Source organism: Streptomyces sp. UW30 (assembly GCF_008042075.1).
Taxonomy (GTDB): Bacteria; Actinomycetota; Actinomycetes; order Streptomycetales; family Streptomycetaceae; genus Streptomyces.
The window spans coordinates 309518-320954 of the sequence record NZ_RDBN01000021.1 but is presented as its reverse complement, the minus strand read 5'-3'; the positions used below and the strand labels follow the sequence as shown (position 1 = coordinate 320954).

At 68.7% G+C, this 11437-nt stretch carries 9 protein-coding genes, 1 rRNA gene, 2 pseudogenes and 1 other annotated feature; of the genes and pseudogenes, 2 read left to right on the top strand and 10 right to left on the bottom strand.

The annotated features are described in order from the left end of the window. The first annotated feature begins 377 nt into the window (after window positions 1–377). Both EAO75_RS11770 and EAO75_RS46535 read left to right on the top strand, forming a co-directional pair. Window positions 378–1151: an ECF subfamily RNA polymerase sigma factor, BldN family gene (locus EAO75_RS11770; RefSeq protein ID WP_147994986.1), complete on the top strand. Its 774-nt coding sequence runs from the start codon at window positions 378–380 to the stop codon at window positions 1149–1151. 251 nt (window positions 1152–1402) lie between these two features. Next, window positions 1403–2682 (top strand): annotated as a pseudogene (locus EAO75_RS46535) (DUF5667 domain-containing protein). Between the two features lie 284 nt (window positions 2683–2966). On the opposite strand, the gene EAO75_RS11760 reads toward EAO75_RS46535, so the two are convergent. From EAO75_RS11760 to rrf, 10 genes and pseudogenes are all read right to left on the bottom strand, one after another. After that, window positions 2967–4028 carry a lysophospholipid acyltransferase family protein gene (locus tag EAO75_RS11760; RefSeq protein ID WP_147994985.1) on the bottom strand — a complete coding sequence of 354 codons (1062 nt, stop codon included), beginning with the start codon at window positions 4026–4028 and terminating at the stop codon, window positions 2967–2969. A 14-nt stretch (window positions 4029–4042) separates the two neighbouring features. Next, window positions 4043–5104, bottom strand: a complete 1062-nt coding sequence (locus tag EAO75_RS11755) for an NAD-dependent epimerase/dehydratase family protein (RefSeq protein ID WP_147994984.1) — start codon at window positions 5102–5104, stop codon at window positions 4043–4045. A 254-nt stretch (window positions 5105–5358) separates the two neighbouring features. Next, entirely contained in the window at window positions 5359–5457 is a 99-nt protein-coding gene (locus tag EAO75_RS11750) for a 30S ribosomal protein bS22 (RefSeq protein ID WP_003948845.1), read from the bottom strand. Window positions 5458–5613: 156 nt separating this feature from the next. Beyond that, window positions 5614–5826 (bottom strand): helix-turn-helix domain-containing protein, encoded by a 213-nt coding sequence (locus tag EAO75_RS11745; RefSeq protein ID WP_004984898.1) that lies wholly within the window; start codon window positions 5824–5826, stop codon window positions 5614–5616. A 129-nt stretch (window positions 5827–5955) separates the two neighbouring features. After that, window positions 5956–6771, bottom strand: coding sequence for a phosphatase (locus EAO75_RS11740; protein ID WP_147994983.1), 816 nt, complete (start codon window positions 6769–6771; stop codon window positions 5956–5958). A 225-nt stretch (window positions 6772–6996) separates the two neighbouring features. Continuing rightward, the gene (locus EAO75_RS11735) at window positions 6997–8169 is read right to left on the bottom strand and encodes an acetoin utilization protein AcuC (RefSeq protein ID WP_147994982.1); all 1173 of its coding nucleotides are present in this window, start codon (window positions 8167–8169) and stop codon (window positions 6997–6999) included. Next, a pseudogene (locus EAO75_RS11730) lies at window positions 8138–9332 on the bottom strand (MFS transporter). Before EAO75_RS11730 ends, EAO75_RS11735 begins: the two are co-directional and overlap by 32 nt. Window positions 9333–9398: 66 nt before the next feature. Next, a complete protein-coding gene (locus EAO75_RS11725; RefSeq protein WP_147994981.1) occupies window positions 9399–10166 on the bottom strand; it encodes a VC0807 family protein in 768 nt (255 codons plus the stop codon). Window positions 10167–10259: 93 nt separating this feature from the next. Then, complete coding sequence (locus tag EAO75_RS11720; protein ID WP_147994980.1) at window positions 10260–10904, bottom strand: HAD family hydrolase; 645 nt, start codon at window positions 10902–10904, stop codon at window positions 10260–10262. 60 nt (window positions 10905–10964) lie between these two features. Beyond that, window positions 10965–11081 (bottom strand): 5S ribosomal RNA (rrf, locus tag EAO75_RS11715). Between the two features lie 99 nt (window positions 11082–11180). Continuing rightward, window positions 11181–11437: a sequence feature (23S ribosomal RNA rRNA prediction is too short), on the bottom strand.

The window sequence follows — 11437 nt, the reverse complement described above, 5'->3', positions numbered from 1 at the left end:
CCCCCGGGGACGGGACGGGTAGGGGCGGCGGGGGCGAGAAAAGGTTCGGATACTGAGGCACGCCCGGGCCACCAAGCCAATCCGCACCCCATACCCCCGCAACTCCCTGTCCAGTCCCCTTGGCTGCACACGGCCACAACACGCCCCGGAGTAAGCCGGAACACGGAAGCATTCGATCAACAAACGGTCACTCTCCGGCACTTGATCGGGCGTCAATCGGTTACAGAAGAGACGCAATCGGTGATTTGAGCAACTGGGCGTAGCAGTGCCTGCACGAAGCGTTATTCTCCTCAGACGCAAACCGGTACCCCTCCGTCGCTACGACGGGTGAACGGTCCCGCACTGCACGTGATGGAAGCTCTGCCTCTGGGAGTCCCGTGTACCCACACGTCGGGGTTGACGCCTCGGGCCTGGCTACGCTGCGCGCAACGGTCAAAGACCTGTTGCGCGGCTTCGTCCCCACCGCGTACGCCGTCCCCGCCCTCGCCGTAACCACCGTGCCCGTAGGCCCGTGCTACGCGCTCGCCGACGGCGGCGCCGCCGTCGGCAGACGCGGACGCACGGCCGGCGCGGCAACCGCCCGCCGACCCGCCGCGGACAGCGACAGCGCTCGAATGATGGATCTCGTCGAACGCGCACAGGCCGGTGAGGCCGACGCCTTCGGCCGGCTCTACGACCAGTACAGCGACACCGTCTACCGCTACATCTACTACCGCGTCGGTGGGAAGGCCACCGCCGAAGACCTCACAAGCGAGACCTTTCTGCGCGCCCTGCGCCGCATCGGCACCTTCACCTGGCAGGGCCGGGACTTCGGTGCCTGGCTCGTCACCATCGCCCGCAACCTCGTCGCCGACCACTTCAAGTCCAGCCGCTTCCGGCTGGAAGTGACCACCGGCGAGATGCTCGACGCCAACGAGGTCGAGCGCTCCCCCGAGGACTCCGTCCTGGAGTCCCTCTCCAACGCCGCACTCCTCGACGCCGTACGGCGACTCAACCCCCAGCAGCAGGAGTGCGTCACCCTCCGCTTCCTCCAGGGCCTCTCCGTCGCCGAGACGGCCCGCGTCATGGGCAAGAACGAGGGCGCCATCAAGACCCTCCAGTACCGGGCCGTCCGCACCCTGGCCCGACTGCTGCCGGACGACGCGCGCTGAACGCGTCGCCGGTACCGACCCAACACTCTGAGCAACCTCCAACTCACCGTCGGTGAAAGTCCGTTGACTTCGCGGTCCGTTCATCCGCAGTCCGTAACCCAAGTGCCGCGCCACTCGTTGTGCGGGATGCAGGCTCCCTGTGGTCACTCCCTGGCCGACTTCGATCACTCGATCGTGTGCAAGTGGTCAGGGCGTGCAACCCTCAGGACCCCCTGGGGAGTCGACCGTCATCACGAGAGGAGGTGCCGCCAGTGATCGCGAACGTATCGGCACACCGGCGGGCGAACGCCTTCGCCCAGGCCCTGGACGAGCTGCCCGACCGGGATTCGGCGGCCGAGCAGCCCGATGCATCGGCACCGGCACCGGCTGCTTCGGAACACACCGAGCAGGGGCGCCTTTTGGCCCTCACCGCCGGCCTCGGCGATTTGCCGAAGCCCGAGCTCGACCCCGAGGTCAAGGTGGTCCAGCGGGCCCAGCTCGTGGCCGCGATGGAGGCCATGCTCCGGGAGGGCACCACGGGCGTCGAATCGGCGCCCGCCCTGCCGGGGCAGCGTTCCGATCGGGCACGAGGGGCTCACCGGGCGTCCCCGCTGGGGAAACTGCGGCCGCGTTCACGGCTCGCCAAGGGCCTCACCGCGGGCGGACTCAGCGTCGGTGTCGCCGCGGGAGCCTTCGGCGGAGTGGCCGCGGCGAGTTCCGACGCCCTGCCCGGCGACTCCCTCTACGGCCTCAAGCGCGGCATCGAGGACTTCAAGCTCAACATCCTGGCCGACGGCGACGACGAGCGCGGGCGCAGCTATCTCGACCAGGCCTCCACCCGGCTGAGCGAGGCGCGGCGGCTGATGGAGCGCGACCGTGGCGGACAGCTCGACCACGAGTCGATGGCGGAGATCCGCCGCGCCCTGTACGGCATGCGGCACGACGCCGCGGAGGGGCACCGTCTGCTGCGCGAGGCGTACGAGCGCGACCCGGGCTCCCTGGGCCCCATCCAGGCCCTCTCCACCTTCTCCCGCTCGCACCGCGCGGCCTGGGGCAGCCTCCGCGAGCGGCTCCCTCTCCAGCTCGGGGACGTCGGTGACGAGGTGTCGTCGGTCTTCGACGCCATAGACCAAGAGGTCGCCCCGCTTCAGTCCCTGCTTCCGGAGCAACCGGCTCAGAGCGGCGAGGGCAAGCGCCACGGCGGCTCCGGCTCGGCGTCCAGCGGTACGTCCGGTTCCGACCGGTCGGCCCGGCCCAGCGCCGGCGGCAGCGGCTCCTCCGAGGGCCACCGCTCCAGCCGCCCGAGCAACTCGGCGGAGAGCTCCGGCAGCGAGGGCGAGGGCCTGCTCGGCGGAAGCACCGGCGGCCTCCTCGACCCACCGAAGGACACCGGCAGCTCGGGCTCGTCGTCATCCACCCCGAGCCCCACCACCGAGCCCGAGCTGCCGGTGTCCTTCGGTGGGTCGAGGAGGCCGAGCCCGCCGTCACCCTCCCGCCCCTGCTCCCGGGCCTCCTGCCCGGCCTGGGCATCGACGGCGAGGACGCGAACTAGGCCGATCGGCCGTACGACGACGGGGGCGCCCCTCACACAAGGGGCGCCCCCGTCGTCGTACAAACGTTTCTCCGGCCGGAGAACTCGTCCCGACAACTCAGAAGTGGGACGGCGTCGAGCGGGCCGAGCCACGGGAAGGTCGGCGTCTCGCTGGCGCACCTGCTGGGCTTCCCGTACTTCCCGCTCCGCCCTCGCGCCGCTTCGCGGGCTTCGCACGGCCGCGCCGGACTCCGTCCGACGGCTCACCGCACCCGGCCACCACCCCCGCCGCCGAATCCGGCACGTCAGAAGAAGACCGACCGCCGCTGCACCAGCAGCTTGTACAGCGTGTGCTGGATCTGCTCCCTGACCTGGTCGGTCAGGTTGAACATCAGCATCGGATCCTCGGCAGCCTCCGGCGGATAGCCGTCCGTGAGGATCGGTTCGCCGAACTGGATCGTCCACTTCGTCGGCAGCGGGATCCCGCCGAGCGGGCCCAGCCACGGGAAGGTCGGCGTCAACGGGAAGTACGGGAAGCCCAGCACACGGGCCAGCGTCTTCGCGTTGCCGATCATCGGGTAGATCTCCTCGGCTCCGACGATCGAGCACGGGATGATCGGGGTGCGCTTGCGCAGGGCCGTGGAGACGAAGCCGCCGCGGCCGAAGCGCTGGAGCTTGTAGCGCTCGCCGAACGGCTTGCCGATGCCCTTGAAGCCCTCCGGCATCACACCGACCAACTCGCCCTTCCCCAGCAGCCGCTCGGCGTCCTCGGCGCAGGCCAGGGTGTGGCCGAGCTTGCGGGCGAGTTCGTTGACCACCGGCAGGACGAAGACCAGGTCGGCGGCGAGGAGGCGCAGGTGGCGGCCGGCCGGGTGGTGGTCGTGGACGGCGACCTGCATCATCAGGCCGTCCAGCGGCAGCGTGCCGGAGTGGTTGGCGACGATCAGCGCGCCGCCCTCGGACGGGATGTTCTCGACGCCCTTCACCTCGACCCGGAAGTACTTCTCGTACACCGGGCGCAGCAGGGACATCAGGACCTGGTCGGTGAGCTCCTCGTCGTATCCGAAGTCGTCGACCTCGTAGTCCCCGGTGAGGCGGCGGCGCAGGAAGGCCAGGCCGCTCGCGATGCGCCGTTCCAGGCCGCCGCCGTCGTCGTCCTGGGGCTTCACAGGGGGCGGCTCTTCCTCAGGTGTCACAGGAACATCATCCTGCGCGAAGGACCGTCCGGGGAGGGGCTGGACCTCGCGTACCAGCGCGGATTCACCGTTCTTGCGCCGGCTCCCCGTGCCCCGGCGCCGCGCCGGCCGCTGCACGGCGCCCCCGCGGGACCGGTCGTCGTCGAACGGAATGACCTTGGCGTCCGCCATCGTTGATGCGCTCCTCAGTTGGCGCTCTGCGTCGGGAGGTGGCCGCCGCCCAGCACGGGCAGCGTGGCGATCCGGTCGACGGCCCCCGCAAGGGCCTCCGGCGGCAGCAGACCCGGTCCGCGGCTGCGCGCGAACTCCGCGAAGGTCTCCGCCGTCGTGTACTTCGGCTTGAATCCGAGGGTCTCTCGCATCTGGTCCGTGGACACCACCCGGCCATGGGTCAGCAACCGGATCTGCTCCGGTGAGAAGTCCGACATGCCCAGCGTACGCACCAGGGAGCCCGCCCAGGTGACCGCGGGGAGCAGGAGCGGCACGGTGGGGCGGCCGAGCCGCCGCGAGCACTGCGAGAGCAGCAGGACGCCGTCGCCGGCGATGTTGAAAGTGCCGCTGTTCAGCGTGCCCCGCTCCGGATCGTGCGAGGCGATGCGGAGCACCTCGATCACGTCGTCCTCGTGGACGAACTGCAGCCGCGGGTCGTAGCCGAACACGGTCGGCAGCACCGGCAGCGAGAAGTACGAGGCGAGCGGGGTGTCCGCGGAGGGGCCGAGGATGTTGGCGAACCGCAGCACGCACACGGCGACGTCCGGCCGCCGCCGCGCGAACCCGCGCACATAGCCCTCGACCTCGACCGCGTCCTTGGCGAAGCCGCCGCTGGGCAGGGACTTGGGCGGGGTCGTCTCGGTGAAGACGGCCGGGTCGCGGGGCGCCGACCCATACACGTTCGTACTGGACTTGACCACGAGCCGCTTCACGGTGGGGGACTTCTGGCAGGCGCCGAGCAGCTGCATCGTCCCGATGACGTTGGTCTCCTTGACCGTGGTCCGGCTGCCGCTGCCCAGCGCGGTGCCGGTCACGTCCATGTGGACGACGGTGTCGGCGCCGCTCTCCGCCAGCACCCGCGCGATGGTGGGCTGCCGGATGTCGGCCTGGATGAAGTCCGCACCGCCCAGATGGTGCTCGGGCGGGACCGCGTCCACGGCGACCACCCGGTCCACCTGAGGGTCACGCTGGATCCGTCGTACGAAACGACCCCCCAGTTGACGGGCCACTCCGGTCACGAGCACGACCTTGCCCAAGATCAGCGCCTTCCTTCCAGCACTCGTACCCCTGCCGAGTTCCCCGTGTGCGGCCAACCTAGCGGGTTGATGTTGCGCTGTGATGACCGCCCAATGCACGAAGTGACGATAATTCCCTGCGTACGACCGGATGGGTCAGGCGCAGGTCCAGGCATACGCACAGAGTTCGGCCCTTCGCACACCGCCCTCGATACGCGTGTGGCCCCCCACCGGTGCGGTGGGGGGCCACAATCACGCTGCTTTCGCGGCGCCGCTTACTTCTTGTTGCGACGCTGAACGCGCGTGCGCTTGAGCAGCTTGCGGTGCTTCTTCTTAGCCATCCGCTTGCGCCGCTTCTTGATAACAGAGCCCACGACTACCCTCGCTCACTTCTCATCACTCGGCGTTGGGCGCCATGGGCCCATACGACCTACGAGGGGCTAGCCTACCCGCCCGAGCGCTGAGGTCGTAATCGAGGGGACGAGGGGGAATCCTGAACAGCCCTGAGGATCCCCTCTCGCCCTTTGCCGTCAGGCGGTTTCCACCCCCACGTAGCTCTCGCGGAGATATTCGTGAACCGCTTGCTCCGGGACGCGGAACGACCGTCCCACCCGGATCGCGGGCAGATGACCGCTGTGCACCAGCCGGTACACGGTCATCTTCGACACTCGCATCACCGAGGCGACTTCCGCCACGGTAAGGAACTGAACCTCGTTCAGAGGCCTCTCGCCAGCTGCAGCCATGACACACCTGAACCTTCCGCACTCGACGGCCACCGGCTTCCCCTTCCGGTGACTCTTCGTCGCTGCGTGCTCACTCCCCAATGTAGGTGCCAGTGATGCGAGTGGGGAAGAGGTGCAGCCATCGGCGACCTACTGTGACAGACACGCTCGATTGAGTACGTAGCGGGTAAGCGGCCGGTAGTAATCAGACCGCACAGCGTCATCAAGTGGAACGACGACGGACACGGACCCCTCGGCCTGCCCCACAAAGAGCGCGGGGTCATTCGTATCGGCCGGACCAATGGCCTCAAACCCCAGCTGACCTGCCCCGCAGACCCAGCCGTGATCCCCGATCACCAGCTCGGGCATGGGCCCGCCGGCCTCCGCCGCGGCCGCCAGCGCGGTACGAACCGGGAGGGGTGAGTGCGTGTGTGCGCCGGGCTCACAACCGGGGCACGAGGCGCCGGGTTCCCGCACCAGCGCGACTCCTCGTACGTAGGCAAGGTTGTACGTGCGTAGGCCGAACCGGGTCGTTATGTCGATACAGCGACCATGCGCGGGGGTGAGAACGGCACATCCCGCCGCCGACAACGCGTCCGCCAGGGCGGCGTAGAAGCCGAGCAGCCGATGGGGGTGCCCGGTGCCGAGCAGGACGGGTGCCCGGCGCTGGGCGACTGCCGCCAGGCGGTCCGCGAAGGCATCCAGAGCAGTCAGAGTCAGCTCGGGATCGATCACATCCTGGCCTGAAGTGTGGTCTGGATCGGCCGAAACACCACACTTCTCTGCCATTAACGCGATCAGTTCGCGCTGCCCCCAGATCCCTTCGGGATCGAGTCCGAGCAGCACCCGCGGGTCACGGGCGGCGAAGAGCCGGTAACTCCGCAGGCTCTCCTCACGCGAGGTGGCCACGGGCCCGGCGAGGTGCGCGGCGAGGAGATGGGCGCGGAGGGCGCCGGTGGTCAACACGTCAGCGATGGTGGCGGATAGGGCGGGCAAATGCCGCTGGAACGGGAAAACACCGCACAGTTGGCGTAACGGCCACGGTGCCCGCCCACGACCGTCCGACAGGCTTCCTGGTCTCACAACACGTGTGCGGCGAGCGCCAGTTGACCGACGTCGACATGTACGGCGACAGCGCGCAGGGCCTCTGCTCCTGGACCCCGGCCGCTGTTCCCGCAGCGCGCGGCGCCGCTAAGGCAGCAGCCCCCGCAGCGGGAACACCGCCCGCCGGGCCGCCAGTACGGCCTGATCAAGCCGGTCCGCGGGGTCGTACCCTGACTCCCAGTCCGCCCAGGACACCGGCCACCGTCCGTCGGTCATCCGCGCCGGCGCCAGCTGCCGCGTCCGCGCGAAGACCTCCTGCCGCCAGCTCTCCGGGATCATCGCCTCGGGCTCGATCGGCCGCCCCGCCGCGATGGCCACCAGATGGGTCCACGACCGCGGCACGACCTCGACCACGGCATAACCGCCGCCGCCCAGGGCGACCCACTTCCCGTCGGCGTACGCGTGCGCCAGGTCGTGACACGCCACCTGCACGGCCCGCTGCGCGTCCAGCGACACCGCAAGATGCGCGAGCGGGTCCTCGAAGTGCGTGTCGGCACCGTGCTGTGTCACCAACACCTGCGGCCGGAAGTCCGCGATCAGCTCCGGCACCACGGCATGGAACGCCCGCACCCACCCGGCGTCCCCGGTGCCCGCCGGCAGCGCCACGTTCACCGCCGACCCCTCGGCGCTCGGCGCGCCCGTCTCCTCCGGCCATCCGGTCTGCGGGAACAGCGTGCGCGGGTGCTCGTGCAGCGAGATCGTCAGTACCCGCGGATCGTCCCAGAACGCCGCCTGGACGCCATCCCCGTGATGCACGTCGACGTCGATGTACGCGACCCGCTCGGCCCCCAGCTCCAGCAGCCGGGCGATCGCGAGCGAGGCGTCGTTGTAGATGCAGAACCCGGACGCGCCGCCCGGCATCGCATGATGCAGCCCGCCCGCGAAGTTCACCGCGTGCAGCGCCTCCCCGCGCCACACGGCTTCCGCGGCCCCGACCGACTGCCCGGCGATCATCGCCGACACGTCGTGCATCCCGGCGAACGCGGGATCGTCCAGGGTGCCGAGCCCGTACGACTGGTCCGCCGCCCTCGGCTCGACGGAAGCCGCCTTCACGGCCTCGATGTAGTCCTCCCGGTGGACCAGCCGCAGCGTCGACTCCCCGGCCGGCTTGGCCGCGACGACCTCCACCTCCCGGTCGAGCCCGAAGGCGTCGACGAGTCTCCGGGTCAGGGCGAGCCGGACCGGATCCATCGGATGCTCCGGCCCGAAGTCATAGCCCGTTACTGCCTCATCCCACATCAACTGTGCGCGGCCGCTCATGCCCGTCACCGTATCGGTCCGGTTGAGCGGCGAACGACCGGGCGTACCCGAGCGTCACCAGCACCAACACCATCGGCACGAGCATGGCCCCGCGATAGCTCCACGCGTCCCCGAGCGCCCCCACCAACGGCGACCCGATCAAAAACCCCACGTAATTGAAGACATTGAGTCGCGCGACGGCCGCATCCGAAGCCCCGGGGAACAACCGCCCAGCCGCAGCGAAGGTCTGCGGCACCAGCACACACAGCCCCACCCCGACCAGCGTGAACCCTCCCCGCCCAGGCTCCAGGCGCCGACGCCACCACCGCGAACCCGGCCGCCGCCACCAGAGCCCCGCCCCGCACGACCACCACGGCCCCGAACCGCCGCACCCCGAAGTCCCCGAGGGCCCGCCCCACCAGCGTGGTCACCATGTAGACGTTGTACGGCACAGTCGCCATCTGCTCCGAACTGCCCAGCACGTCCTGGAGATACTTCGCGCTCCAGTTGGAGACGGTCGAGTCCCCGATGTACGCGAACGTCATCACCAGACACAGCGGCAACAGCCACTTGAAGACGACGGGCCCGCTCGCGTCCGCGCCCTCCGGCACGGCCTCCTTGCCGACGCCCCCGTCGACGTACCACCGACTCCCCACCAGAGCAGCCGGCAGCACCACCACAACGACCGGCAGATACGACACGAACAGCGCCAGATCCCAGTGCGCCCCCACCCACGCCAGCGAGGCCCCCACGATCCCGCCCAGGCTGTACGCGGCATGGAAGCTGAGCATGATGCTGCGCCCGTACGACCGCTGCAGGCTCACCCCGAGCATGTTCATCGAGGCGTCCAACGCCCCCACAGCCAGCCCGAACGCGGCCAGCGCCACCCCGAGCTCGACCATCCGCTCCCCCGCCCCGACCCCGAGCAGCGCCAGCAGCACGACGGGCTGGGACCAGCGCAGCACCCGGCTCGGCGGTATTCGCTTCACCAGCCGCTCGGTCGTGACACTGCCGACGCCGGCGAGGATCGGAACGGCGGCGAGGAAGGCCGGCAGCAGCGCGTCGGAGACGCCGTACCGGTCCTGGATGGCCGGAATCCGGGTCACCAGCAGGGCAAACGCAACACCCTGAGCGAAGAAGCTCAACGCCAACGAGGCCCTGCCGCGCCGCAGCACATGAGTCATGGCGGCGAGCGTAGGGCCCCGGCGTACCGGTGGGTAGATCCAGCCAAAGATGAATTTCACTCAGCTTTACTTGGCGGGGGCGAGGTTGGCCGTGCCGAGGTTGGCGGAGCCGAGACGGGACTCGACGTCGACGAGCCGACCGGCCTCCACCGGCGCCCCCGCCTTGGTCTCGGCGATGACCATCGCGGCCATCGGACCGGCACCCAGCGCCCCGCTGACCAGGAAACCCACACCCATGGCGACAATCATGATCACATTGCCGACCCAGACCATGGTGTCCACCGGCAGGGAGTACGCCCCCACGACCCGCACCACACACTCCGCGAGCAGTACGACACCCCACACCAGCGAGAACACCCGCTCGGCCCGCCGAAACCGCGCCGAACCGGCGTGCAGCCGCGCCCAGGCGGCCTCCCGGCCCGCGTCCCCCTTCACCACCCAGGGCTTCATGCCGGCGGTCATCATCGGCTTGCCCAGCGCCACGGACACGATGATCCCGATCCCGATCGTGCTGCTGACCGCGCTGTCCTTGGCGATCATCAGCCGCGGGTCACCGGCCACGAAGCTCAGCAGGAGCGAAATGACGTTCACGAACAGGATGAGAGCGGCCAGCCCGTTGACCTCGCGCGACTTCAGCACGCCCCACCCCGTCCGCACGGCCGGCACGACACTGCTCAGCCCGAGCGCCATCAGGGTGCTCATCCCGAAGCCGTTCTTCAGGAGGTAGTACGCCCCGATGGGCACCGCGACATCGATGATCAGCGGCCCGAAGTTCCGGAGCACGCTCCGACTCCTGCTGCTGCTTGCCTTGGTGGTCCCCGTGTTCGTCGTCATGCACTCAGCTTCGCGGCTGACGCCGGGTCACCGGTAGAAACGATCGTCCAGCCCTCGGCATGACAAATGTCAGCACAGCACCACCGCCGCGCATCACACCATGAGGTCAGCCAACTCGCCCATGTCGGAGAAGAGTTGAGTGGCCCCAGCGAGCCTCGCGGCTGGCGTCATCGCGGTGAACCCATAGACATCCATCCCTGCGGCGACGGCCGCCTGCACCCCCAGCGGACTGTCCTCGACGACGAGACACCGCGCCGGCGCAACCCCCATCCGCTCAGCAGCATGGAGGAACAGATCCGGCGCCGGCTTCCCCCGCCCCACATCCTCCGAACTGAAGACCCGCCCGTCCTCGAAGAACCGATCGAGCCCAGTCGTCCGATGCCCCACCCGGATCCGGTCATGGCTCCCAGAGGACGCCACACAGTACGGCACCCCACCCCCGACGAGCTTCTCCAGCACATCCACCACACCGGGCACGGCCTTCAACTCCCGCTCGAACGCGGCGAACACACGCGCATGAAAGACATCGTCGAAGGCCTCGGGCAGCGGCCGCCCCGTCCGCTCAAGCACCAGGTCGTGAATCCGGTGCATGGCCGAGCCCATGTAGTCCCGAATGGAGTCCTCGTACGAGGTCGGATGCCCCAGCTCAGTGAGGTACGCGGCGAGAAGCCGGTTGGAAATGGGCTCGCTGTCGACGAGCACGCCGTCATTGTCGAAGATCACCAGGTCATAGCGCATAGATTCGAGCTTAAACGCAGAAAGGCCCACGCCATATGGCGTGGGCCTTTCTCAAAAATTGTTCGGCGGCGTCCTACTCTCCCACAGGGTCCCCCCTGCAGTACCATCGGCGCTGTAAGGCTTAGCTTCCGGGTTCGGAATGTAACCGGGCGTTTCCCTCACGCTATAACCACCGAAACACTATGAAACTGTGACCGGAAACCCCCCGAACAAGGGGGGACGTCGGTCGTTGCCTCAGAACCAACACAGTGGACGCGAGCCTCTATGGACAAGCCCTCGGCCTATTAGTACCGGTCACCTCCACACGTTACCGTGCTTCCAGATCCGGCCTATCAACCCAGTCGTCTACTGGGAGCCTTACCCCATCAAGTGGGTGGGAATACTCATCTCGAAGCAGGCTTCCCGCTTAGATGCTTTCAGCGGTTATCCCTCCCGAACGTAGCCAACCAGCCATGCCCTTGGCAGAACAACTGGCACACCAGAGGTTCGTCCGTCCCGGTCCTCTCGTACTAGGGACAGCCCTTCTCAATATT

Excerpts from the sequence above, each read along its gene's own strand:
- EAO75_RS11760 (WP_147994985.1), bottom strand. The coding sequence starts at position 4,028 with ATGGCGGACGCCAAGGTCATTCCGTTCGACGACGACCGGTCCCGCGGG.
- EAO75_RS11745 (WP_004984898.1), bottom strand. The coding sequence starts at position 5,826 with ATGGCTGCAGCTGGCGAGAGGCCTCTGAACGAGGTTCAGTTCCTTACC.
- EAO75_RS11735 (WP_147994982.1), bottom strand. The coding sequence starts at position 8,169 with ATGAGCGGCCGCGCACAGTTGATGTGGGATGAGGCAGTAACGGGCTAT.
- EAO75_RS11725 (WP_147994981.1), bottom strand. The coding sequence starts at position 10,166 with ATGACGACGAACACGGGGACCACCAAGGCAAGCAGCAGCAGGAGTCGG.
- EAO75_RS11720 (WP_147994980.1), bottom strand. The coding sequence starts at position 10,904 with ATGCGCTATGACCTGGTGATCTTCGACAATGACGGCGTGCTCGTCGAC.